Raw genomic sequence first — 24306 nt, forward strand, 5'->3', positions numbered from 1 at the left:
AACCTCCTAGTTGGGAGGTTTTTAAAATTTAATGTACAAACATGTCCATAAACTCACGGATTTCTTGAATGGCAGTGTCTACATCGGTGGATAGCCAAGTCGGTTCAAATAAACCGGCATAATGATCTAAGCGATCTTGTGGCACAACCAAACGTATTGGACATTCTTCTTCAATCAAACGCCATGGAATAATTGGCACTTCATTGTCTAAAAAAGCCGCCACATTGCGAATATCAATCACCATGGCATTGATGCATTCAGGAAAAGGCATCACTGAAAATTCTTCAGTACGACGACGAAAGTATTCTAAATCGCCCCACTTGAGTTGATAGCTTGCTTTATTAAAGCCAATAATGCCAATCAAATTTTGATCACGCGTGTAGTGTAAAGTACATTGATGCGTGACATCCGTGTCTAAATCAAGCGTTACACTCTGTTGACGATACGCCATAAAGTAACAACGAAGCAAAAAAAAGGTCGCTTATTATAGCTTAAAATTTGGCAAGCAACCGACTATTCGTTCACCATGTTGCTATGCTTCTTCACACAATGCAACACATAGAGTTGTTAGTATAAAAATCAAACAACTCAAGGTGGGACGCAGTATGCCACACAATGAAAATAATTCGCATCATGCCGCCAGTGCTTCAGAAACCCAACAAAAAAAGCGCTTACCGATTTATATTCTGCTGATTGTTGGGGTGTTTTTAGCCGCACTCATTTTTTATATGATGGCCGATGGTAAACCCAAACCAAGTGAAGCACCGCCAGGGCATCCAAATCCAACAGCCAATGTAAGTAGCCCAAGCACTACAGCAACAGCCAGTGATGAGGCAACCGCCACCGCACCATAAAATCTTCCTCATATAAGCTCTAGCCATTCTAGGGCTTTTTTTGTGGCGTTTTGGTGTAGTTTGCATAGAATAACTTGAATAAAAAATATACAAAATTTAAGGTGATACAGATATAACAGGCTGGGCTTGACCCAAAGACATAATGAAAAAATAAGAGGATAAAAATATGAATGATTATTTTGAGCGCAGTCGAAATGGCATCAATGCCATGTATTATTGGGAGCAATTCCATCCCATTTTGGCTGCGATAGCCATTTTAATTGTGGGTTGGATCATTGCACTGGTCGTGGCATCGGGTATTAAAAAGCTATTACAAAAACTCGGCACCGATCAAAAATTGAGTAGCGCCACCGGTCACCGTGCCAATATCGAATCGATTGTCTCCAAAGTGGTGTTTTGGGTGGTGATGATTATCGCCGTGATTGGTGCGCTCAATGCTTTAAATCTCAATAGCGTAAGTGGTCCGTTTAGCACGATGGTGCAGCAGTTCTTATTGTTTGTACCACAATTACTGGCCGCAATTGCTGTGGGTTTTATTGGTTGGTTAGTGGCGAATGTGGCCAAAGTGGGTTTGCAAAAGTTACTTGATCGCACGCAATTGGATGAAAAACTCAGTGCTGATGTCGGCGTGAGCCCTGTAAGTCAAAACATCAGTGAAATTGTCTATTGGCTGATTTTATTGCTGTTTTTGCCGATTGTACTTTCGATTTTAGGGTTAACAGGTCTGTTGCATCCTGTACAGAACATGGTTAATCAAGCGGTTGGTTTTTTACCCAACTTATTTATTGCTGGCATTATTGTCTTTGCAGGTTATATCTTGGCAAAGATTGTACGTGGCATTGTCGAAGGTCTTGGCAACAGTTTAAATCTGCAACAGCAAGCTGAAAAAATCGGCTTATTTAAAGGTGCAAACTTACCGCGTTTATTGGGTTCGTTTTTATTTGCGGTGGTGATGATCACGGCCCTCATTGTGGCATTTGAAGCGCTCGGTGTTGAGGCTATTTCACAACCTGCAACCGCTATGTTGCATGAAATTATGAATGCCATCCCACATATTATTGCCGCAGGCTTAATCTTAATTGTAGCTTATGTGGTATCACGTTTTGTGGCGAAATTGGTGGTTGAAGTTTTAGCAGGAACAGGTGTAGATGCTATTCCTGAAAAAGTCGGGGTACAGCGCTTTTTAGGCACTACCAAAATTTCATGTGTGGTGGGTTACTTAATTGTGTTCTTTACCATGCTGTTTGCGGTGTCTGAAGCTGCAAACCGGTTAGGCTTTGATCAAATTAGCGATTTAATCGCGATGTTTATTTACTTTGGTGCCAATATCCTGTTGGGTGCGGTCATTTTAGTGATTGGTTTTTGGCTGGCAAATATTGTGGCCAATGTGGTGCAACGCGGTGAATACAAAAGTTCACGTTGGTTAGCCAATTTGGTACGCGTTTTAATTATGGGCTTAGTCTTGGCCATGGGCTTACGTGCCATGGGTATTGCTGATTCGATTGTGAATTTAGCCTTTGGTTTAACTTTAGGTGCGGTCGCCGTGGCTTTCGCTTTGGCCTTTGGTTTAGGTGGTCGCCGACCAGCAGAGCGCGTTTTGACCGACTTGATTGATCAAGCCAAAGCACAAGCGCAAGAAGTGAAGTCGATGGCAGATGATGTTATGGATGCATCGTCTAGCAAAACTGCAACCACACAGCCTCATCAAGCACCTGTGGTGGCTCCTGTAGACGTCTTTGATCAATCTACATCGACTGTGGTACCTGATCGTTTGGTGATTGACCCTGATAACAAGCCATTAAATAACCCGTATGGCTCAACTGGTGAATCAGAAACCGATACTGATATTTCACCTGAAGATAAAAAGTAAGTAGTTAGAAACGATGGGTGTGACTATCCATCGTTTTTATTTTAAGGAAGATAGAATGAGATCTACAAAACCCAATAATCGTATCGCACCTGCTGTGATTGCAGGAGTAACCATTGGCTTACTGGTTGCAGGTTATAAATTTGTTTTTGCCAATAAAAAGCCGAAACTTGAGCGTCAAGACCAACAAGATCATGAAAAAGCGCAGCAAGAGTATGAAAACCAAAAAGACCGAGATCAAGCAGTTAAAGAGGAAAAACAATTAGTTCAAGAAGAGCAGCAACACGAAGATAAAAAAGCAGAGCAAAAGCAGGCTGCTGAAGCAGATCAACAGCCCAAATAAAGCAAGATCTTAAACGTATTGGGCAGCAGCATGTGCTGAAGCCCATGCCCACTGGAAGTTGTAACCGCCTAAATGTCCAGATACATCCAATACTTCACCCACAAAGTACAAGCCTTTTTGCTTTTTACTTTCCATGGTTTTAGAGGAGACTTCTTCGGTATTCACCCCACCTAAGGTCACTTCCGCAGTACGATAACCTTCAGTGCCTGATGGCTTGACTTCAAAGCCATGTAATTGGGTAGCAATCGCTTCTAGTTTATCATCACTTAAATTGCCAATGGCTGTATCGGCATGTTCTAACCAAATTAAGTTTTGTAATTCAAGGACAACACTTTTTGGCAAATATTCATTGAGTAAGGTACGCAACAAGACTTTGGGTTGTGCAGTTTTCTTGGTCTTAAAAAATGCATGTAGATCTAAACTGGGTAAAAAATCGATCTGAAATGCTTGACCACTGTGCCAATAATTAGAGAGTTGCAATGAACTTGGCCCGCTTAAACCACGATGGGTAAATAACAAAGCTTCAGTAAAACTATTGAATGGATTAGATAAAGTCGCTTCAACAGCATTACCGCTTAAACGGGTGGTGACTTCTTTAAAATGATCTGAGAAAGTAAAAGGCACTAAACCGGCACGTGTTGGATAAACATGATGCCCAAATTGTTTGGCAATGTCATAGCCAATGCCCGAACCGCCTAAGGTTGGAATAGATAACCCCCCACTTGCCACCACCACTGATTCAGCTTCAAAAAAACCTAAAGTTGTGGCCAATTGGAAACCTTGCCCATCTACCGTATTCACTTCTTTAACTTCAGCACTGGTTTTAATAGTGACTAAGCCGGTTTTTTCACACTCTTTTAACAGCATGGCTAAAATGTCTTTGGCGCCGTTTAGAGTAAACAGTTGCCCATGTTTGCGTTCTTCATATTCAATGCCATGCTCGCAGACCAGACCAATAAAATCCCAATTGCTATAACGACTTAACGCCGAAATCACAAAATGTGGGTTATGCGACACGTAATTTTCCGGCTCGACATACAAATTGGTAAAGTTACATTTACCACCGCCTGACATCAGAATTTTTTTACCGACTTTGTTGGCTTTTTCAAGTACCAATACACGACGACCGCGCGCGGCTGCCATGGCTGCCAGCATTAAACCCGATGCACCAGCACCAATCACAATTACATCAAATACAGGAGAAGACACGGTAATTTACCAACAGCCAAAAACAAAGGCGTGCATTATAGCCAATTTTTAAGCATTTTTCAGAATCAGATCCTGCCTTGTAAACCACCACTATGAATCACCAACAATTTTTGCTGAGTGTTAATCTCGCCACGCTCAATCATCTTAAAGAGGCCATACAACATTTTTGCGGTATAGACCTGCTCTAATGGAATAAAATACTTCGCTTCAAAATTTTGCATAAAATCAAGTAACTCAGGTGTAGTTTTGGCATAACCACCACAACAAAATTCATCGGTGATTGACCAATTGTGCTTGAGGGTAAGTCGTGCCACATCACGCTTTAAAAAATCACCTTTTAAGGCAGAAAAGCCCAAAATATGTTGCTGACTATGGCTGGCTTCAATTAAACCTGTGATGGTGCCACCGGTACCCACAGCACAGCAAATGAGATCAAAATCTTGATCTTGTGGAGTTAAGATTTCACTACAACCCTGAATGGCAAGTGCATTTGTACCGCCTTCAGGCACGATATAAGCCTGCAGATAGCGTTGTTTTAATTCATTTAAATACTCAATATCCTCTTTATGACGATATTGCTCGCGTGAAATAAACTCAAATTGCATCCCAAAATTGTGTGCGGTTTGTAAGGTCGGATTAAGCGGTTTAGATTGAAGTTCTAATCCCCGAATTATCCCCACGCTGTTTAAACCAAACTCATGCGCTGCAAAGGCTGTTGCAGCAATATGATTGGAATATGCTCCACCAAAAGTGAGAATCTGCTGATCACCATGCTGCATCGCATATTCAATATTATATTTAAGTTTAAAAAACTTATTGCCAGAAATATGAGGATGAATTAAATCTAGCCGCTTAATACTGATACTTACCCCTAAATAATCAATCACTTGGGTGGGGGCGTTCTGTGCAAGATCAGTAAAAACAGATGGGCTCATGACAATGCTGCTAAAGATTTAAAAGGCAATTTCTTATATCATGATAAAAGCGAAAACAACAATAAAATGGGAGGCACCATGAGATGCTATTCTGTGTATTTAACGCTGTGTTGGATTTTACTGGGTTGCGAGCCGACCCCAATACCTGAGCCAGCGCGTACTATGATTATTGGTGGCGTGCCTGTGGCTGAGCGTGATTATCTACTACCAAAAGACACCCAACCTGTTAAAAAATAGGTTGATTATAGTTTTTTGCATTTGGAAGTGAGTTTTATAAAGCATTAAAGGGCTAGCGTATGTGCGCGATCATACGCTTGATTGCAGCATCAATGTTTCAATTACTTGAGCCAAAAAATTGCTGTAAATAGGTCGTTATAAAGCGGCAAATTTTATTGGTAAAGCATGCGCTCATGCAAAAGCATTGGTAATTTTTTTTGCAATACTCCTATTATAAACGTGAGCCGACCGGGCTGTTTAAATATTTTTTTTACCAAATAGTTAAAAAACAGGCAGTAAAAAGAACTCGAACAGCGTAAAATTACGCCTTATTTTTTCTCCCAAACCTTTTAGGAATCGCAATGGAATCCTTAATGATTTTAGGCTCAATTGCCTTAGCATTGATGTTAGGTGCCATGAGCCCCGGGCCAACATTTATTTATGTGGCTAAAAACTCAATTGCGATTTCGCGTAAACATGGTTTATTTACTGCTTTAGGTACAGGTACCGGTGCGGCCATCTTTGGTTTATTGGCAGTCTTAGGCTTACAGGCATTGTTATTGGCGGTGCCATCGGCATATTTAATGCTAAAAATTTGCGGTGGTCTGTATTTACTATGGTTGGCGTATAAAATTATTAAACATGCCAAAGAACCAGTTGCCAGTGTGGACGGCACGGCACATATGATGAGTTATCGCCGTGCTTATCTATCAGGTTTAATCACTCAAATGAGCAATCCTAAAATTGCCATTGTTTTAGCCAGTATTTTTACTGCACTTTTACCTAAAGATATTCCAACTTACTACTATGTTGTATTGCCGATGCTGTGCTTTTTTATTGATGCAGGTTGGTGTTCTTTAGTTGCAGTGGCATTATCGGCAGATAAACCACGCCGTATTTACTTACGCTTTAAAGCGTTATTTGACCGTGGTGCTGGCATGGTAATGACGGTGTTGGGCTTAAAATTATTATTTGGTATGAAATAATAAAAACCCTCTTATACAGAGGGTTTTTTACTGCTCTTAATCTTTAAAATGAATCGGGATCCATTGATAGCTCGGGCCATTTTTATAAATATAACCTAAACCCGGAAATGGCAAATGCGGCGCCGCAATGAGTTGACCCTCTTTTGCATATTGTGCAAAGTGTTGATAGCAGGGCTTCTTATAAGTGTCTAAATCTTAAGACACTTTATCACCCGGTTTAGCACCCGTTTCAGGTGAAATCACCCAAACACCGTCGCCATTACCAGCCGCAAGTACCATACCGTTAGAAATACCAAAACGCATTTTACGTGGTGCAAGGTTTGCAACCATTACCACCAATTTGCCTTTTAAATCTTCAGGTTGGTAAAACTCACGGATACCGCTAAATACGTTACGTGGCTCAGCTTCACCGACATTTAATGTCAATTGAAGAAGTTTGTCTGAACCCTCAACCGTAGCTGCGTCGACGACTTCCGCTACACGCAAATCAACTCTCATAAAGTCTTCGATGCCAATAATTTCAGCTTCACCGACTTTAGGCTCAGGTTTCTTTTCAACCTTCTTGTCTTTTTTCTTTTCCGCTTTTGGTGCTTCAGTAGGAGCTGCTAAAGAGTCTTTAGACGCATCGACCATGGCAGCCACAGCTTTTGGGTCTACACGTTGCATAAGTGGTTGGAATAATGCAATTTCATGACCCACAAGAATGGTTTCACGCGAAGCAAAGTCAAAGGCATCTAACTGTAAGAACGCTTGCACTTGCTCGGCCAATGTAGGCAGTACAGGTGCTAAGTAAACCGCCAATTGACGGAATAAGTTAATGCCTACAGAACACACATCATGCACTTGTTGTTCTTGACCTTCAATTTTAGCCAGTGCCCAAGGCTTTTTCTCATCAATATATTGGTTGGCACGGTCTGCAAGTGCCATGATTTCACGAATCGCAGCCGAGAATTCACGTGCTTCGTATTGTGCAGCGATAGACGCACCTGCATCAATAAAACTTTGAACCAATTCTGGTTCTGCACAGGTTTCGCTTAACTTGTTATCAAACTTGGTATTAATGAATTTGGCACAGCGGCTGGCAATATTCACCACTTTACCAACTAGGTCTGAGTTTACTTTTTGTACAAAATCATCAAGATTTAAGTCAGAATCTTCAACTTTGTCAGAAAGTTTAGATGCGAAGTAATAACGTAAATATTCAGGATTTAAATGCTGTAAATACGTTTCTGCTTTAATAAACGTACCACGAGATTTCGACATTTTCTGACCATTTACAGTCAAGAAACCGTTTACGAATAAACCTGATGGCGTACGGTAGTTTGCGCCTTCAAGCATGGCAGGCCAGAACAAGGCATGGAAATATACAATGTCTTTACCAATGAAGTGATACACCTCATTTTCAGAGTCTTTTTTCCAATAATCATCAAAGCTTAAATCTGGACGTTTGGTTTTAATATAGTTTTCAAAACTCGACATATAGCCAATTGGCGCATCGACCCATACATAAAAGTACTTGTTAGGTGCATCTGGAATTTCAAAGCCAAAATATGGCGCATCACGTGAAATATCCCAATCGGATAAACCTGCTTCAAACCATTCATCGAGTTTATTGGCAATCGATACCGGTAAACGACCTTCATCACGTGTCCATTTTTGTAGGTATTGTGAGAAATTTGGCAGTTTAAAGAAGTAATGATCGGATGATTTTTCAATCGGTGTGGCACCGCTTAAGGTTGATTTCGCATCAAGCAGTTCGGTTGCATTATACGTTGTACCACACACTTCGCATGAGTCGCCGTATTGATCTTCGGCTTTACATTTTGGGCAAGTACCTTTAATAAAACGATCTGATAAGAACATGCCTTTTTCAGGGTCAAACAATTGTTTCACAGGACGCACGGCAATATTGCCTGCTTCACGGTTTTTAATATAAATTTCTGAAGCACGCGCTTGGTTTTCGGCGCTGTTGGTTGAGTCGTAGTGGTCAAAATCTACTTTAAAGCCGGAAAAATCGCGTTCGTGTTCGGCTTGTACATTGGCAATTTGTTGTTCTGGGCTAATACCGTTGGCTTCAGCGCGCAGCATAATTGCTGTACCGTGAGCGTCGTCTGCACATACATAAGTCACGTGATGACCCATTGCACGCATCGCACGAACCCAAATATCAGCTTGGATATAGCCAAGTAAGTGACCCATATGGATTGGACCATTGGCGTATGGAAGGGCATTGGTGACTAAAATATTACGCACGGATTAACTCTCTCATTCGTATTTATATGCAATGGACGTGATTTTACCTGAGTTAAGGCAAACTTGCATAAAGCTTTCGCGCAATTGTTGCGAAAACAAGGCATTTCTTAAGCTGCTTAAAACTAGCTATGTTTGTGGTAAAGGAATGTGTAAATACTCAGGCTTTAAAGCAAGATAAAAGCTATCTGTTTCGTCAGATAAACGTGATAATAGTCTTTATATAGATACCTTGAGTGTTCAAGTCATGCATGATGACGATTTTGATTTTGACGGTCCTGTGACCAAAATTGCCGCCAATCACAGCGTGCAACTCCTTGCCGGTAAACAGATTTTAACCGACGCACAAGATTACTTGGCCAGCATGTCTAAAAAAGAACATGAATTTTTACAGCAGCATTTAATGAAATTAGCGCAGCAAGATGCCTATTTCCAAGTGTTGGCAGATGAGCTCAATCAAGCTGCAGATGCCAAAATTGCCAATGATGCTTTAAATTTAGTGCATTTTTGGCAGTTAATTAATCAAGCTAAAGATGTAAATGACTTTAATTTATTAGATGTGGTGAATGACCAATTTTTTAAAGATGAGTTATTTAAAGCCTTTGATGATTTAAGTCAAAATGCCAATAGCCAGGCACGCCGTGCGGTGATTGAACAAGCCTTAGAGATGTACAAACTCGGTTTTTATGCAGGTTGCGTGCCGCTGTTATATGCACAGTTAGAAGGTCTACTGACCGATGTGTTATTGGCGCAAGGCTTTTTAACCCAAAAAGATACCAAATTTTTAGATGTGTATAAAATTGTACCGGGCTTAAAAGGTAACGAAATTAAAAGCTTGTGGCATAAAGCTAAAATTGCTACAGAAATGAATGCTTATTTTAGCGAGCTTGCCGCTTATAAAATGGATTCAAGCTCGAACGTGACCATGACCCGTCATAATATTTTACATGGCACAGATGTAGCACATTTCACCCAAGCACGTAGCTTTATCTTGTTATTATGGTTGTTTAGTGTGACCAGTTTTATGCGCAGTATTCGCTAAATATCTTTCAGCATTTAAGCTTAATTTAAATGCTGAATTTTTTTAAAAATACACAAGCACGTCATTTCAGGCAGTCTTGGTTATGCTAAAACCTAAGCCATGATGCAGAACATAATAAATCAGCAAATAACATGCTGTTTTATGTATGGGCTGTGTTGCAAATTGCAGTTTTTGATATGGAGCATCTAAAAAAAGCGTTATAACTTATTTAAAGCCCACGTATAAAAAGGTGTAAAAATGAGTAAAATTGACGATCTTAAACATAAAGCACATGAATTGGCCGATGGTTTAAAACTCAAAGCCAAAGAAGCCTTAGTTAAAGGTGAACAGTTGGCCGATGATTTAAAGCATAAAGCTCAAGATGCCAAGCTCAAAGCTGAACATAAGCTACATGATGTCAAGCATGACAAAAACACATCGCAAAAGGATGACGAGAAATCGCAGCGTTAAAGCCAAAAAAGATTGCCAATTGGCAATCTTTTTTTATTATCGCAAACAAAAGTGCGCAATTAAATTAAAGCGGCTTAACCTCTGCTTAAATAACCGCTAAACTACGCCATTCGATCGAGAAATGCATTTTGGAGTAGATATATGTCGTGGCTTTCTTCGCTTAAATCAGTATTTTCACCCGCTTTAGAGGTGAAGGAAGAAGAAGTCCAACGCGTGTTACAAAGTTATGTGTTACCTAACTCGAATCACGCTTTAAAAGACCGTATTACTCAAATTAATGTGCAAGGCCAAGTGCTACAAATCAGCATCAATACTTTTGTAAATGAAGCTGAGCAATTGCAACAAATTCATGATGAATTAGCAGATGCTTTAGAAAAATGTGGCATTAAAGAATTAAATATGCATGTGGTGCAGCAAAAAACAGGTCACACCCAAGGTGGTTGTGGGCATAAGCATAGTGATGGCGAGAGCTGTTCAAGCAAAAAGCCTGAAGTAGCAAAAAGCACTTTACCGCCTGTAGTGGATGCCTCAGCACCCGATGTAGTGGCTCAAGCCAATGCCAACTATCAGCCGCAGCAAACTGAAGCACCGATTCAAAAAGCCGCGCCACAACAACGCGATGTGCCTAAACATCCACGTATTCAACATGTGATCTTGGTGTCTTCAGGCAAAGGTGGGGTCGGTAAATCGACCACTACAGTGAATCTGGCTTTAGCTTTACAAAAATTAGGTTTAAAAGTAGGCGTGTTAGATGCCGATATTTATGGTCCAAGTATTCCAACTATGTTGGGCAATGCGGGTCGTACGCCCATGATTGAAGCAGAGCAGTTTGTACCGATTGATGCTTATGGTATGGCAGTACTCTCAATTGGTCATTTAACTGGGGATCATAATACTCCTGTGGCATGGCGTGGTCCAAAAGCCACAGGTGCACTGATGCAACTGTTTAATCAAACCTTGTGGCCAGATTTAGATGTATTGATGATTGATATGCCACCGGGTACAGGCGACATTCAATTGACCCTTGCGCAGCGCATTCCGGTAACAAGTGCGGTGATTGTCACCACACCACAAAACGTAGCACTTATGGATGCCACCAAAGGGATTGAATTGTTTAACCGCGTACAGATTCCAATTATGGGCGTGATTGAAAATATGTCGACGCATGTTTGCTCAAATTGCGGTTATGAAGAACAAATTTTTGGTACAGGTGGTGGTGATAAACTCTCTGAACAATATGATATTCCATTGTTAGGTCGTTTACCGCTCAATGTACAAATTCGTGAAAATGCCGATGCCGGTAAACCTTCTGTCTTGGCAGAAGATGCCGCAGCAGCAAGCTATATCGCAATTGCTGAAAAAATTGCTCAAGCATTGCCAAAAGCTGAGAAAAACCAAAATCGTATTTTTTAAGTCATAAAAAAAGCCCAAAGCTAACTTTGGGCTTTTTTATAGCCTAATGTAGAAAAAAATCCTGCGACCAGCACAGGATTTTTTAATCTCAAGCTTAAAAATTATTTGGCAATTTTAGCCAATAATTCTTCTTTGCTTAAGTTTACCGATTCAGCATCACGGCGACCTTTATATTCAAAAGTACCAGCATCTAAACCTTTTTCACCAATCACAATACGGTGAGGAATACCATTAATTTCTAAGTCAGAGAATTTAACCCCCGGACGTTCATCACGGTCATCTAACAACACATCAAAACCAGCCGCTTGTAATTCAGCATATAGGCTTTCGGCTGCTTGCAAAGTACGTGGTGATTTATGCGCGTTCATTGGCACAATTGCAACATCAAATGGCGCAATTGCCGCTGGCCAAATAATGCCTTTTTCGTCAAAATTTTGCTCAATGGCAGAAGCCACTACACGGGTCACACCAATACCGTAGCAACCCATGGTCACGACAAATGGCTTACCGTCTTTACCTAAGACTTTACAGCCTAAGGCTTCTGAGTATTTTTGACCCAATTGGAAGATATGACCGACTTCAATACCACGTTTGATTTGAATTGTGCCTTTACCATCTGGAGATGGATCGCCTTCTACCACATTACGTAAGTCATAGACTTCAGTAAATTGTGCATCACGTTCCCAGTTCACACCAGTGGCATGTTGCTCAGCAATGTTCGCGCCTGCGACAAAGTCAGACAATACCGACGCAGCACGGTCAACAATTACAGTTAAGCCTTTTTCAACTAAACCTTGCGGACCGACAAAACCTGCTGTTAAACCGAGTGCTGCAATTTGCTCTTCTGTTGCAAAAGTAATTGGCGCGGCAATTAAAGGATGTTTTTCGGCTTTAATTTCATTGAGTTCGTGGTCACCACGTAAGAATAAAGCCACCACAGGTGTTTCACCTGCTTCATTCGCGACCCCTTGTACCAATAATGCTTTAACTGAATTTTTAGGCTCAGTGCCTAAGAAGTTGGATACATCAGCGATGGTTTTTTGATTTGGGGTATCGACCAATTCAAGTTGTTGGGTGGGTGCAGCACGTTCGCCCACTAAAATTGCTTCGGCCATTTCCACGTTCGCAGCATAATCAGATTCGGTAGAAAATGCGATATCGTCTTCACCACTAGAGGCCAAGACGTGGAATTCGTGTGAACCTGAACCACCAATTGAACCTGTGTCGGCTTGTACCGGACGGAAATCTAAGCCTAAACGGGTAAAGATACGGCAGTATGCGTCATACATAATGTCGTAAGTTTCTTGTAATGATGCTTGGTCGGCATGGAAAGAATAGGCATCTTTCATGATAAATTCACGCGAACGCATTACGCCAAAACGTGGACGAATTTCATCACGGAATTTGGTTTGTACTTGGTAGAAATTGGCTGGCAATTGCTTGTAACTTTTGAGCTCATTGCGCGCAAGATCTGTAATCACTTCTTCATGCGTTGGACCAAGCACAAAGTCATTGTTGTGACGGTCTTTAAAACGTAACAACTCTGGACCGTATTGTACATAACGACCTGATTCTTCCCATAAAGCTGCTGGTTGAGTCACAGGCATCAGCACTTGAAGAGAACCGGCACGATCCATCTCTTCACGGACAATCGCTTCTACTTTATTTAAGACGCGAACACCCATAGGTAACCAGCTGTATAAACCAGAAGCCAATTTACGGATCATACCAGCACGAAGCATTAACTGATGCGAGATCACTTCTGCATCATTTGGGGTTTCTCTTAACGTTGCAAATAAAAAGCGACTGGCGCGCATGGAAAATGTCCTAAGCAAAGATGGATAATAAGTACAAAATTATACAATAAAAACAGCGCCGGCATGTTGAATGTCGGCGCTTTTGTATTAGGAGAAAATTTTTCTGCTCAAACGCTGCATCAAATTTTTAAAATCATCTAAATACGTAAAGATGACCGGCACCACCACAAGGGTCAGTAAAGTCGAGGTAATTAAGCCACCAATCACAGCATGTGCCATTGGTGCACTTTGTTCGCCACCTTCACCTAAACCTAAAGCTAAAGGTACCATACCCATGACCATGGCACAGGTGGTCATTAAAATAGGGCGTAAACGGGTTTTACCAGCATCTACAATCGCAGTGTAACGATCCACGCCGCGATCCATAGCTTTTTTAATAAAGTCGATCAGTAAAATGGCATTTTTAGTGACCAAGCCCATCAGCATAATAATGCCAATAATCGAGAATAAATTTAGGGTGGAATTAAGCAAATACAGCGCTAAAAACACCCCAATTAACGACAATGGCAAGGAAGCCATAATCGCAGCCGGATGAATAAAACTATTAAACTGTGACCCTAACACAATATAAATAAACACAATCGACAGCACAATTGCCGTGACTGCGTAGCCTGCCGATTCTGCCATATCGGCATTGGAGCCTTGAGTGACAAAGCTATAACCGCTTGGTAAATCAAATTGATCTTGAATGGCTTGAATATCCGCACCAATATCACCCGCAGGACGCCCTGAGGTATTGGCTTCAACCAAGACTTCACGTGATAAATAACGTCGGTTAATTTGCGAGGCACCCAAATCTTTTTGCATGCTGGCCACGGTTGCCAGTGGAATTAAGATCGGCTGCCCATTGGCATCAGTTTTGGTGGAGCCGAGATACAAGTTTTGCAAATCTTGCGGCAAACGACGTTCGCTGTCGGCTAAACGCACATTGACATCATAGGTTTCGCCTTGGGCATCTTCCCATGTGGTGACGTTATCACCGGCCAATAATGGACGTAAGGCATGACCAATTTGATTGACCGATAAACCTAAATCACTGGCAAGCACACGATGAATATGCACGCTTAAAGTCGGTTTAGGTTCTTTTAAGGAAGACTCTAAGTCAACAATGCCTTCAACTTGTGCAATTTGTGCCATAAAACGATCAGAAATTTTTTGTAATTCATCCAATTCAGGGCCTTGAATTGAAATCATGACAGGTTTTTGCCCACCCGACACGGTTTCATCGGCAGAGGCCACAGAAGTGACGGTAATCCCTGCCACAGATTGCAAACGCTGACGGAACTCGTTGGTTAAGTCGGTCAAACTTTGGCTGCGCTCTTGGCGTGGTGTGACACGTACCCGCAAGCTGACATGGTTTTTACCACGATCGGTTACGCTATTGATCACGCCGTAGGTGCTAAGCACTTGAGGATGTGCACGAATAATGGCATCCACTTGTTTAAGTTTAGCTTCTGAATATTCAATCGCTGCATCCACCGGTGTTTCAAATTTAATCCGAATTTCGCCTTTATCAGGTACTGGCACAAATTCTGAACCAATCATGTTAGACAGTGCCAAAGCCCCAAATAAAGAGGCGATCGCAACTACCACGGTCATTAGACGAAACTGTAAGGCAAGTTTAAGCAGCTTTTCATAGACTAAACTTAAATCATCCAAACGTTTGGAAATTGCATCTAAAAAATGTTGTATGACATTGGGGTGTTGCTGAGTTTTAGGTTTTTCAGCCCAGTGCGCCGAGAGCATTGGGTCAAGGGTAAAACTGACAAACATAGAAATGAGTACCGCAATACTCACCGTGACGCCAAATTGGTAAAAGAAGCGCCCAATAATACCGCCCATAAAGGCAACTGGCAAAAACACCGCCACAATGGTTAAGGTGGTGGCAAGTACAGCCAAACCAATTTCTTGCGTGCCATCAAGTGCGGCGGTGACATGGTCTTTGCCCATGTCGGCATGGCGCACAATATTTTCACGCACTACAATGGCATCATCAATCAACAGACCAATACTTAATGACAAAGCCAGTAGGGTCATCATATTGATGGTAAAACCAAACATCCATACAAAGGTCAGTGTGCCCAATAAAGCAATCGGTAAGGTCAAACCGGTAATCAAGGTCGAACGCCATGAGCCTAAAAATAGTAAGACAATTAAGACCGCTAAGATTGCACCTTCAATGATGGTACGCACCACGTTATCAATACTACCGCGAATACTTTTTGAGGAATCGACCACCACTTTGGCAGTGGTGCCTTGCGGTAATTGGTTTTGAATTTTGTCTAGAACTTTATAGGTGTTGTCCACCACTTCAATAATATTGGAGTCTGAACTACGTAAAATATCAACTGCCACGGCAGCTTGACCATTTAAAAAAGCCCCTGAATCGGTTTCGGCTTGGCCATCGCTAATGTCTGCCACTTGCTTTAAGTAAATGGGTGCACCATTTTTGTTGGCCACAATTAAATCGCCAAAGCCTTGTGGATACAGCACTTTAGACTGAATCTCAACCACCAATTCACGCGAGCCTTGTTTTAAATTACCACCGGGTAAATCAATATTTTCAGATTTTAAGGTATTCATCACCTGATCAATACCCACCCCAAAGGCCTGCATCTTTACAGGGTCAACCGCAATACGAATTTGGCGTTGGGCATCGCCTAATAAATTGACCGATCCCACACCGGCCACTGTACGCAGTTGCGGTACAATGCGTTGCTCCAAATATGAGCTTAAATCACGTAAGGCAAGATTTTCCGATTCAAATACAATTGACATCACTGCATTGGCAGTCGGGTCATAGCGCTCTACAATCGGCTCTGAAATTTCATCTCGAAAATCTGCGCTCACTACGGCAATTTTATCGCGCACGTCTTGTGCAGCCGTGGTGGATGAGGTATCTAAATTAAACTCCACCATGACGGTGGATAATCCTTCGCTGGATTGCGAAACGATTTTTTTGACCCCAGAGATGGTATTAATTTGATCTTCAATTTTTTTGGTGATTTCAGATTCAACCGCTTCAGGCGAAGCGCCTGCATAATTGGTATACACCACCACAAACGGAAAATCGACATCGGGGAATTCTTCAACGCTCATGCGCTGCCAAGACGCCAAGCCTAACACCATCAAGCACAACATCATCATAATGGTAAAGACAGGATATTGAACACTAATTCGGGTAAACCACATGTGAAAAAATCCTGTTATTGGCTGATGCTTACGGCGTGATTAATCTGCTGCTCGCTAAAGCGCACGCGACTAATACGGTCATTGGCACCTAAACCTGTGACCACGGCTTGATTAATGTTGGGATTTTGCTCAAGCACCGTAATATTGACCTTTGCAACTTTACCATTACGAATGACCCAAACATAAGGTTGATTGTCTAGGTTGTAAATCACATCTAAAGGCAGCAGTTGACCAACACTGGCTTGCCCAAACACAATTTCACCTTCTACAAACGCTCCAATACTTAAACTTGGCAAATTTTGTGCAAGGCTGGCAAAGAACTCAATTTGTCGATTATTTACATCAGCCAGCGGTGCAATTCGAGTCAAAGTCGCCGTGTAAGTGTTCGGCTGTCCTTGAATACGGTATTCAATGGTGTTGCCAACGGTTAAAGCCTGTTGTTGTTCAGTCGGCACTTTGCCATGTAGTTCTAAACGGCTTGGATCAATAATTTCAAATAAAGTTTGACCTGCAGTTACCGTTTGACCTAGCTCAAGGTGACGCTTGGTAATCACCCCTGTAATGGGACTACGAATCACGCCATCTTGGTTGGCTTTTTGCGCAATATCTACATTGGCTTGTTGGGCATAGACGTTTTCTTGTTGGGCTTGGTAATCCACCACACTTTGTTCATATTCAACTTGTGCAATAAAGCCTTGATCGAGCAGACGCTTTTTGCGTTGCATCATTAATTTGGCTTGATTGGCTTGGGCTTGGGTAGCGGCTAAATTGGCTTGCGCTTGGGCAAGACGTGCTACATGATCTTGATTGCTAAGCACCGCCAAAACCTGACCTTGCTTGACCTGTTGTCCTACATCTAAATAAACTTGAGTGGCTGTAGCGGTGACTTGGGCTTGTACACTACTATGTTGAACAGCACGAATGCTGCCACTAAAAGGCGTAGACTGACGTGCTTGGCCATATTCAATGCCCACTAAATCAGCCTGAATAAGTTCAATGTGAGGAGCACTTTTGGGGGGTGAGGGCGGCTCATCGGCAGAACAACCCACTAAGCCTAAGGCTAAACTGGTCCATAGAAAAAGTGAAGCTGAGGTTAGTCGATGAGGGCGCATGCATCATTCCTAGATCTGCTAAAGATAAAATTATTCGAGTGCTTTTAAACGCGTAATGATTCTATCGTATTCTGCTTGATTTTTCTGATATTGCATTTGTAATGATTGCAATTGTTTTTGACCATTTTGAATATATTGTTGATTGTAGTTCAGTGTGTTTTGCAAGGTCATCGGCACGGGATGCCCTTTTTGGGTAAATTGCAACTCCTGCTTTTTAAATACGAGACGATCTTTTTGTAATTGTTGTAGCTGCTGCTGTTGCAACTTAATTTGTTTACTTAGATGAGTTAAATTTTCTTGGCGTTTTTGCGAGGCGACGCGACTTGAGCCATAAGCCTGCTTTAAACGCTGGTCTGCTTCACGTTGTTTACTATAGACACTGGCTTTGGTGCTATGCGAGCTGGCTTTTTCACTGTTAAAGGCTTGGGTACGTTGAATGACTTGCATATTACGATCGAGCGCTTCATAACCATAACGAATATGATTTGGACTCACCGAAGTACTTAAATTGGCAATACCTTGGTGATCGTAATAGCGATACCATGCAGGCTTGATAGAAGTGGCAAAAATAGTGCTGCTGTATACGGCACTTAAGCTCAATAGCAGTACTTTAAATGTTTTTAAACCTAGATTCGCATGGCGATGGTGTATTAATTTTATCATCCTAGTCTTGCCTGAATAAAGTTGACTAAATTACTCATTTTTAAGTAAATAATATAAGTGTATTTATATATACTTAGATTTTACCGTATATCTGATTTAAAAAAATAATATTGTTGTTATGACCTTGTGATAAGGTTGTCACAAATTGGTATAAATGAAAGTTTTTTCAAATTTACTTCGTTGAAACTCAAGGTAAATGTGTGTTAAAAATGCATACAATTTGTAAAAAAGCATATTCTGTGCAGTCTAAAAATGAGCAGGGGTCATGAGATGGATGCAAAATTTCAAAATTTAAAAGTAATGGTCATTGATGATTCAAAGACCATTCGTCGTACTGCAGAAACATTATTACAGCGTGAAGGTTGCGATGTGGTGACTGCAGTCGATGGCTTTGAAGCCTTAGCCAAGATTGCCGAAGCCAATCCAGATATCGTATTTGTGGATATTATGATGCCGCGCTTAGATGGTTATCAAACATGTGCTTTGATTAAAAACTCTCAGCATTTTCAAAATATTCCTGTGATTATGCTCTCAAGTAAAGATGGCTTATTTGACCAAGCCAAAGGCCGCGTTGTCGGCTCGGATCAATATTTAACAAAACCATTTAGCAAAGATGAATTATTAGGTGCAATTCGCACTCACGTAAAAGCAAAAGCATAACTATTTTTTTTATTTAATTTTTTTATTGGGGAAGACTATGACACGTATCCTAATCGTGGACGATTCGCCAACTGAAACATTTCGGTTTCGTGAAATTCTGACCAAACACGGTTTTGAGGTGCTTGAGGCATCCAATGGCGCTGATGGGGTGACCATGACACAAGCTGAATTACCAGATATGGTACTGATGGATGTGGTCATGCCTGGCGTGAATGGTTTTCAAGCCACGCGCCAAATTGCTCGTAATAGCAGCACCAAACATATCCCAATCGTGATTGTAAGTACCAAAGACCAAGCCACTGACCGCGTTTGGGGTAAGCGTCAAGGTGCGTGTGACTATCTAACCAAGCCGGTAGATGAACAACAATTAATTGATGTCATTAAGCAACATCTTCGTGTGGGATAATGTATGGCTGCCAATGGATTTATCGAATTACTTCGTTTGGCAAAACGTGGCAATAAACATTATGCCAACCCAGACAATGAAGTAAACCGATGGTCAGGAATTGCCTTTGAGATCATGGGGCAATATTTTGTTGCTCCTTTGGGGGAAGTCTCTGAGGTGATTTACCCACCCAAATGTACACCAGTACCCAACACACATGCGTGGGTACGTGGTGTGGCCAATATTCGTGGCCGATTACTCTCTGTTTCTGATTTGACTCATTATTTAGTGGGTCAGCGCAGTCAATCATCAGGCGCACAAAAAGTTTTGTGTATTCAAAATGATGATCAGTATGTTGGTTTACTTGTGGATCAAGTATTGGGGATTCAACATTTTAATAAGAAGAGCTTTTTTTCTAATCAAGATGCAGTAAATGACCTGCTTAATCCCTATTGCCGTGGTTATTTCCAACAACATAACCAAAAGTGGCAGGTATTTTTGTTTAGTCAATTATTGCACCATCCAAAATATATGAATGCCTCTATTTTATAAATATTTAACCGTCTACATTAGGCGCACACGTCATTGGGAGAAGCTGCATGAGCTTTAATATTAAAAAAAGTGGGAGCGATGGAGCAGGTCTGTTTAATAAAGTCCAAGACCAAGTCGATCAGGTCTCGCGTGTCTTTGGCGATAGTGAACGATCCAAGCCTTATATTTACGGTGCTGCATTTAGCTTACTCTTAGCTTTAGTGTTTTTAGCTTACCTGCTTTATAGCGTGCCTAAAAATAATAGCTATACACAAAGTGTCGGTGAGTTACGTTTATTATCACAAACCTTACCCAATCAAGCGGCTATGACCACCTCAGCGGGTACCCCTGAAGCTCTAAAACAGCTTGCAGCCAGTAAGGATGAATTTGCCGCGCATTTTAATAATATCAAAGGCGCAAATGATGGTGATATCGTTGCCAATATTGAGGGCAGTTGGAGCAAAGTGGCTGCAAATGTGGATTTAATTACCGCGCAGCAACCTTTGATTAATCAATTACACGATGCCAATTTAGCATTAAGCGAAAGCATTCCGAGTATTCAGGCACAGTACAATTTAATTATTGAACAGATGTCACGTCAAGGTACTGCGGGCAGTCAAATTGCAATTGCCAAAAACCAAGTGTTTTTAGCTGAGCGTATTTTAAACGCGATGAACAGTTTAATGAACGGCTCTGAAAATTCGAGTGCCTCGGCTGAAAACTTAAACAGTGATGTACGTAATTTTGCTGCCTTTTTAAATGGTCAACTCAATGGCAATGCTGCTTTAGGTGTAGCACGCGTTGAAGACACCAACTTACGTGCAGCTTTAACCAATATTGAAAATGACTATAATCGTGTGGTTGCATCTGCTGCTGCTATAGTGCAAAAAAATGCTGAGCCAATTGCCAAAGTGCGTCAAGCATCAAGTGTGATTTACAACGAATCAACACCATTACTCAATAACTTAAAGCAATTATCGGGTAGTTCAAGTCTTGGGCATTGGTTACCAGCGATCGGCTTAATCTTGGCTTTAATTGGCTTCTTGGTCAGTGTATTTAAGCTGTTAACTTTACGTGGTGAAGCTGATAAAGAGCGTGTGGCACGTTTACAAGAAGAATATGACCGTAACCAAAATGCGATCTTACGATTACTTGATGAAATTGCTGATTTGGCAGATGGTGACTTACGTTCGTATGCTACGGTATCTGAAGATTTTACCGGAGCTATTGCCGATTCGATTAACTTTGCCATTGATCAGCTGCGTGACCTTGTTTCACGTATTAATGAAACTTCGCAAGAAGTGGCACAATATACCGCCAATACTCAGCATATTACCAACCAGTTAGCTGAAGCGTCTGAACACCAAGCGCAAGAAATTGCCGGTGCATCGTCTGCGATTAATGAAATGGCGATGTCGATTGACGAAGTATCGGCTAACGCTTCTGAATCAGCCCAAGTAGCTGAGCGTTCAGTACAAATTGCATCCAATGGTGCAGACGTTGTACAACGCTCGATTCAAGGTATGGATATTATTCGTGAACAGATTCAAGAAACTTCAAAACGTATTAAACGTTTGGGTGAATCATCCCAAGAAATTGGTAACATTGTTGCCTTGATTAACGATATTGCCGACCAAACGAACATCTTGGCCCTAAACGCTGCGATTCAAGCGTCGATGGCCGGTGAAGCAGGGCGTGGTTTTGCCGTGGTTGCCGATGAAGTACAACGTCTTGCAGAACGTTCAGCATCTGCCACCAAGCAAATTGAAACTTTAGTAAAAACTATTCAAACCGATACCAACGAAGCCGTGATTTCAATGGAACAAACCACCTCAGAAGTGGTGCGTGGTGCAAGCTTAACCAAAGATGCCGGTGTTGCTTTAGGTGAAATTCAAAATGTATCGTCAAACTTGGCAAAATTGATTGCCAGCATTTCTGATGCTGCAAAACTTCAGTCAGCATCTGCAGGTCATATTGCCAATACCATGAATGTCGTACAGGAAATTACCTCGCAAACCACCAGTGCCACCTTTGATACAGCACGTTCGGTATCTGAATTGGCGAGTATGGCAGAATCATTACGTGAATCTGTAACTGACTTTAAGTTACCTGAATAAACGTAATTAAGAGACTTCTTACGAAGTCTCTTAAAACTGCCGTATTTTTGTCTCGAGTGAGGGTGAAACTTAAGAAGCTGAGCTATGAAAGAAATATTAAAAAATTTAGTTGCCCCGATGACGCTTCCAGAAGACAGTTATCTTCAGCAAGATGCCGAAATTCTTGAAATTTTTGTAGAAGAAATTGAAGAAATCTTTGAAGAATTAAGCCAATTGTTTCAACAATGGCAGGATCAGCCTGAACTGTTAAAAGACATTCGTCGCCATTTTCATACTTTAAAAGGCTCAGGACGCATGGTGGGTGCGTTGCAAGCCGGTGAGCTGGCATGGACAGTTGAAGACACTTTAAACCGTGTACTCAATGACAGTGTTGTACTGACCCCAACTTTGCGTCGTTATACCCAATATGTATTGGCTTTTTATCAAGCCAAGCTTTATCCATGCTTTAAACAAGGTAAAGCGCTTGAGCATGATCTGCGCCCACTCATTTTGCTGGGTCAACAATTACAACAAGAACAAGCAATAGACCCAGCATTATTGGCGCTGATTGAACAGGATGTAAGCCTAACATCAACCACAGGTTTAGAACATATAGAGGTTGAACAGTCACACTCAGCTGTTGCACTAGATGCTCAGCATGTGGCAGAAGATTTAGCTGAAACCTTAGCGGTGTTTATTGAAGAAGCCGAAGAACATTTAGCGACGATTGACCATTTTTTACAAGAAAATGTCGATAATACACCAGATGATTATAATGCCTTAATTCGTGCCTTGCATACATTGCGTGGCAGTTCTTCTATGGCACAAATTGAAGATGTTTTTAGTGCCAGTGCCAAAGTTGAAAAATTATTTAAAAGTTATTTATTGCAAGAAGATGTGGTTTCAACCTCGGCAGAAACTCAATTATTAAGACATTATGCTGAGTTTATTCGTGGTTATTTGCCTGCATTGCGTGAGCGTGATCAACAACGTTGTCATCAATTAATTACGGAATTTGATTCGGCATGGACCTTGTATGGTCGTTTGGTGCCAATGAATGAGCAAGATAATCCGCATGGTTTAGTCACACAATTGCTGCAACTTGATATTGATCTCTTGCTTGACACCGAAGTTGACTTTATTGAGCGCGCGCAAATTAATTTCCCTGTGTATTTACAAAGCTTAACTGAACAAGCTGAGCGTCTAAGTGTCCACACTGACAATCGCGCTGCGGTAGGCATTCATCAATATGCTTTAGCGCTCAAAAGTGCGTACTGTAAGTTATGGAATAAACCTGAATTGCTCAATTTAAACTATGCAGAAGCATTGTTTAATCAAGCACATGTTGAGTTTATTCATTTATTTGATACCTTGGCATCTGGGCAACGTGTGGTGTTGTCAGCACAAGCACAAACAGCCTTACAACAATTGCATGACTTTATTGATCATAAAGTTGAGCAGTTGGTCAGCTTTAATGACTTGCCAGATTTAACCAAGCACAAAGCCAATAGTGTTGACTTTGCAGTATTGTCACAACGTTTGGCACAAGATCAAATGCGTTTGGACTCAGACGACAGCCGCTCTGAGTTTGACTTAGATTTATTGGATATTTTCTTAGAAGAAGCCAATGAATTGTTTGAAGGTATTGACCAAGATCTAAATACTTGGGCTAAAAACCAAGATGCGGCAGCACTGAATAATTTAATGCGCTATTTGCACACCTTAAAAGGTGGCGCCAATATGGTACAAGCCAACCACATTGGCTTGATTGCGCATGAATTAGAAAGTGTTTATGAGCGTGTGATTCAAGGTCAATTAGCTGCCACAGCACCTATGATCAAAATCATTCAGTTGGTGCAAGACAATATTGCTGAACGTTTAGAATTAATCCAAACGCAACATATTGATTATCCAGCTGATCAAGCGGTTGATATTTTACGTAATATTGAAAGCTTAGCACAAGGCGATGCAACGCTTGAAAGTCCTGTTGAAGCCCAAGATCAGCAAGCCGAAATGCTTGCCGATCAAGAAAAATCAACAATTCAAGACACTGATACTCAACAGTCAGTGGCTCAAAGCGATGAGCCGACCTTGCCATCTGGCATTGAAGAAATTGCCGCAGTACCTCAAGCAGAGATAACTGTGGAAGCGACACCACAAGAAATTCAAGCGCAACCAACATCTGTGCTGGAAGAGTCTGCTACACTGACATCAGATACATCAGATACATCAGATACATCAGATACATCAGATACATCAGATACATCAGAGCTGACCTTAGAGCA

Annotated in this window: 21 protein-coding genes and 1 pseudogene; 13 read left to right on the forward strand and 9 right to left on the reverse strand. The window is 41.4% G+C overall.

All coding sequences use genetic code 11. The annotated features are described in order from the left end of the window. Positions 1-28: 28 nt before the first annotated feature. Positions 29-451 (reverse strand): hypothetical protein, encoded by a 423-nt coding sequence (locus Q0Z55_RS06565; protein ID WP_297425955.1) that lies wholly within the window; start codon positions 449-451, stop codon positions 29-31. A gap of 154 nt (positions 452-605) precedes the next feature. On the opposite strand from Q0Z55_RS06565, the gene Q0Z55_RS06570 reads away from it, so the two are divergent. The 3 genes from Q0Z55_RS06570 to Q0Z55_RS06580 all read left to right on the forward strand — a co-directional run bounded on the left by Q0Z55_RS06570 (position 606) and on the right by Q0Z55_RS06580 (position 3064). Continuing rightward, positions 606-854: a hypothetical protein gene (locus Q0Z55_RS06570; protein ID WP_297425958.1), complete on the forward strand. Its 249-nt coding sequence runs from the start codon at positions 606-608 to the stop codon at positions 852-854. A gap of 166 nt (positions 855-1020) precedes the next feature. Then, a complete protein-coding gene (locus tag Q0Z55_RS06575) occupies positions 1021-2724 on the forward strand; it encodes a mechanosensitive ion channel (RefSeq protein WP_297425960.1) in 1704 nt (567 codons plus the stop codon). Between the two features lie 55 nt (positions 2725-2779). Further along, a complete protein-coding gene (locus tag Q0Z55_RS06580; protein WP_297425963.1) occupies positions 2780-3064 on the forward strand; it encodes a hypothetical protein in 285 nt (94 codons plus the stop codon). A 9-nt stretch (positions 3065-3073) separates the two neighbouring features. Here the strand turns inward: Q0Z55_RS06580 and Q0Z55_RS06585 are convergent, their stop codons facing one another. Both Q0Z55_RS06585 and Q0Z55_RS06590 read right to left on the reverse strand, forming a co-directional pair. Next, a complete protein-coding gene (locus tag Q0Z55_RS06585; protein WP_297425966.1) occupies positions 3074-4273 on the reverse strand; it encodes an NAD(P)/FAD-dependent oxidoreductase in 1200 nt (399 codons plus the stop codon). Positions 4274-4338: 65 nt separating this feature from the next. Beyond that, positions 4339-5208: a pyridoxal-phosphate dependent enzyme gene (locus Q0Z55_RS06590; protein WP_297425969.1), complete on the reverse strand. Its 870-nt coding sequence runs from the start codon at positions 5206-5208 to the stop codon at positions 4339-4341. A 78-nt stretch (positions 5209-5286) separates the two neighbouring features. Here Q0Z55_RS06590 and Q0Z55_RS06595 point away from each other — a divergent pair, with 78 nt between their 5' ends. Then, the gene (locus tag Q0Z55_RS06595) at positions 5287-5445 is read left to right on the forward strand and encodes an NF038215 family lipoprotein (protein ID WP_297425971.1); all 159 of its coding nucleotides are present in this window, start codon (positions 5287-5289) and stop codon (positions 5443-5445) included. Between the two features lie 341 nt (positions 5446-5786). Continuing rightward, positions 5787-6410 (forward strand): LysE family translocator, encoded by a 624-nt coding sequence (locus Q0Z55_RS06600; protein WP_297425974.1) that lies wholly within the window; start codon positions 5787-5789, stop codon positions 6408-6410. 36 nt (positions 6411-6446) lie between these two features. On the opposite strand, the pseudogene Q0Z55_RS06605 reads toward Q0Z55_RS06600, so the two are convergent. Both Q0Z55_RS06605 and metG read right to left on the reverse strand, forming a co-directional pair. After that, positions 6447-6575 (reverse strand): annotated as a pseudogene (locus tag Q0Z55_RS06605) (MBL fold metallo-hydrolase); the annotation flags it as partial. A gap of 30 nt (positions 6576-6605) precedes the next feature. Further along, positions 6606-8663, reverse strand: a complete 2058-nt coding sequence (gene metG, locus Q0Z55_RS06610) for a methionine--tRNA ligase (protein WP_297425977.1) — start codon at positions 8661-8663, stop codon at positions 6606-6608. A gap of 244 nt (positions 8664-8907) precedes the next feature. Between metG and Q0Z55_RS06615 the strand changes: the two genes are divergently transcribed. The 3 genes from Q0Z55_RS06615 (at position 8908) to apbC (ending at position 11565) form a co-directional block, all read left to right on the forward strand. Beyond that, a complete protein-coding gene (locus Q0Z55_RS06615; protein WP_297425980.1) occupies positions 8908-9702 on the forward strand; it encodes a hypothetical protein in 795 nt (264 codons plus the stop codon). Between the two features lie 237 nt (positions 9703-9939). Next, entirely contained in the window at positions 9940-10152 is a 213-nt protein-coding gene (locus Q0Z55_RS06620; protein ID WP_297425983.1) for a hypothetical protein, read from the forward strand. A gap of 141 nt (positions 10153-10293) precedes the next feature. Then, complete coding sequence (apbC, locus tag Q0Z55_RS06625; protein WP_297425986.1) at positions 10294-11565, forward strand: iron-sulfur cluster carrier protein ApbC; 1272 nt, start codon at positions 10294-10296, stop codon at positions 11563-11565. A 101-nt stretch (positions 11566-11666) separates the two neighbouring features. On the opposite strand, the gene Q0Z55_RS06630 is transcribed toward apbC, so the two are convergent. The 4 genes from Q0Z55_RS06630 to Q0Z55_RS06645 all read right to left on the reverse strand — a co-directional run bounded on the left by Q0Z55_RS06630 (position 11667) and on the right by Q0Z55_RS06645 (position 18349). Continuing rightward, entirely contained in the window at positions 11667-13382 is a 1716-nt protein-coding gene (locus Q0Z55_RS06630) for a proline--tRNA ligase (RefSeq protein ID WP_297425989.1), read from the reverse strand. Positions 13383-13469: 87 nt separating this feature from the next. Continuing rightward, positions 13470-16574, reverse strand: coding sequence for an efflux RND transporter permease subunit (locus tag Q0Z55_RS06635; protein ID WP_297425993.1), 3105 nt, complete (start codon positions 16572-16574; stop codon positions 13470-13472). Between the two features lie 14 nt (positions 16575-16588). Further along, complete coding sequence (locus Q0Z55_RS06640) at positions 16589-17686, reverse strand: efflux RND transporter periplasmic adaptor subunit (RefSeq protein ID WP_297425996.1); 1098 nt, start codon at positions 17684-17686, stop codon at positions 16589-16591. 30 nt (positions 17687-17716) lie between these two features. Then, positions 17717-18349, reverse strand: a complete 633-nt coding sequence (locus Q0Z55_RS06645) for a hypothetical protein (protein ID WP_297425999.1) — start codon at positions 18347-18349, stop codon at positions 17717-17719. Between the two features lie 270 nt (positions 18350-18619). Between Q0Z55_RS06645 and pilG the strand changes: the two genes are divergently transcribed. From pilG to Q0Z55_RS06670, 5 genes are all read left to right on the forward strand, one after another. Continuing rightward, complete coding sequence (gene pilG, locus Q0Z55_RS06650) at positions 18620-19009, forward strand: twitching motility response regulator PilG (protein WP_297426002.1); 390 nt, start codon at positions 18620-18622, stop codon at positions 19007-19009. Between the two features lie 37 nt (positions 19010-19046). Continuing rightward, positions 19047-19415 carry a response regulator gene (locus Q0Z55_RS06655; RefSeq protein ID WP_297426005.1) on the forward strand — a complete coding sequence of 123 codons (369 nt, stop codon included), beginning with the start codon at positions 19047-19049 and terminating at the stop codon, positions 19413-19415. A gap of 3 nt (positions 19416-19418) precedes the next feature. Next, the gene (locus Q0Z55_RS06660; protein ID WP_297426008.1) at positions 19419-19946 is read left to right on the forward strand and encodes a chemotaxis protein CheW; all 528 of its coding nucleotides are present in this window, start codon (positions 19419-19421) and stop codon (positions 19944-19946) included. A 47-nt stretch (positions 19947-19993) separates the two neighbouring features. Continuing rightward, the gene (locus Q0Z55_RS06665; RefSeq protein ID WP_297426010.1) at positions 19994-22042 is read left to right on the forward strand and encodes a methyl-accepting chemotaxis protein; all 2049 of its coding nucleotides are present in this window, start codon (positions 19994-19996) and stop codon (positions 22040-22042) included. 84 nt (positions 22043-22126) lie between these two features. Continuing rightward, positions 22127-24306 (forward strand): Hpt domain-containing protein (locus Q0Z55_RS06670; protein WP_297426013.1); only part of this gene is annotated, 2180 nt, incomplete at its 3' end.

The sequence above is a fragment of the uncultured Acinetobacter sp. genome (genome assembly GCF_947626835.1).
Lineage (GTDB): Bacteria > Pseudomonadota > Gammaproteobacteria > Pseudomonadales > Moraxellaceae > Acinetobacter.

Bases quoted from the DNA above. Each gene is read 5' to 3' on its own strand.
- Q0Z55_RS06565 (WP_297425955.1), bottom strand. From the start codon at position 451: ATGGCGTATCGTCAACAGAGTGTAACGCTTGATTTAGACACGGATGTC.
- Q0Z55_RS06570 (WP_297425958.1), top strand. From the start codon at position 606: ATGCCACACAATGAAAATAATTCGCATCATGCCGCCAGTGCTTCAGAA.
- Q0Z55_RS06575 (WP_297425960.1), top strand. From the start codon at position 1,021: ATGAATGATTATTTTGAGCGCAGTCGAAATGGCATCAATGCCATGTAT.
- Q0Z55_RS06580 (WP_297425963.1), top strand. From the start codon at position 2,780: ATGAGATCTACAAAACCCAATAATCGTATCGCACCTGCTGTGATTGCA.
- Q0Z55_RS06590 (WP_297425969.1), bottom strand. From the start codon at position 5,208: ATGAGCCCATCTGTTTTTACTGATCTTGCACAGAACGCCCCCACCCAA.
- Q0Z55_RS06595 (WP_297425971.1), top strand. From the start codon at position 5,287: ATGAGATGCTATTCTGTGTATTTAACGCTGTGTTGGATTTTACTGGGT.
- Q0Z55_RS06600 (WP_297425974.1), top strand. From the start codon at position 5,787: ATGGAATCCTTAATGATTTTAGGCTCAATTGCCTTAGCATTGATGTTA.
- Q0Z55_RS06615 (WP_297425980.1), top strand. From the start codon at position 8,908: ATGCATGATGACGATTTTGATTTTGACGGTCCTGTGACCAAAATTGCC.
- Q0Z55_RS06620 (WP_297425983.1), top strand. From the start codon at position 9,940: ATGAGTAAAATTGACGATCTTAAACATAAAGCACATGAATTGGCCGAT.
- apbC (WP_297425986.1), top strand. From the start codon at position 10,294: ATGTCGTGGCTTTCTTCGCTTAAATCAGTATTTTCACCCGCTTTAGAG.
- Q0Z55_RS06630 (WP_297425989.1), bottom strand. From the start codon at position 13,382: ATGCGCGCCAGTCGCTTTTTATTTGCAACGTTAAGAGAAACCCCAAAT.
- Q0Z55_RS06635 (WP_297425993.1), bottom strand. From the start codon at position 16,574: ATGTGGTTTACCCGAATTAGTGTTCAATATCCTGTCTTTACCATTATG.
- Q0Z55_RS06640 (WP_297425996.1), bottom strand. From the start codon at position 17,686: ATGCGCCCTCATCGACTAACCTCAGCTTCACTTTTTCTATGGACCAGT.
- Q0Z55_RS06645 (WP_297425999.1), bottom strand. From the start codon at position 18,349: ATGATAAAATTAATACACCATCGCCATGCGAATCTAGGTTTAAAAACA.
- pilG (WP_297426002.1), top strand. From the start codon at position 18,620: ATGGATGCAAAATTTCAAAATTTAAAAGTAATGGTCATTGATGATTCA.
- Q0Z55_RS06655 (WP_297426005.1), top strand. From the start codon at position 19,047: ATGACACGTATCCTAATCGTGGACGATTCGCCAACTGAAACATTTCGG.
- Q0Z55_RS06660 (WP_297426008.1), top strand. From the start codon at position 19,419: ATGGCTGCCAATGGATTTATCGAATTACTTCGTTTGGCAAAACGTGGC.
- Q0Z55_RS06665 (WP_297426010.1), top strand. From the start codon at position 19,994: ATGAGCTTTAATATTAAAAAAAGTGGGAGCGATGGAGCAGGTCTGTTT.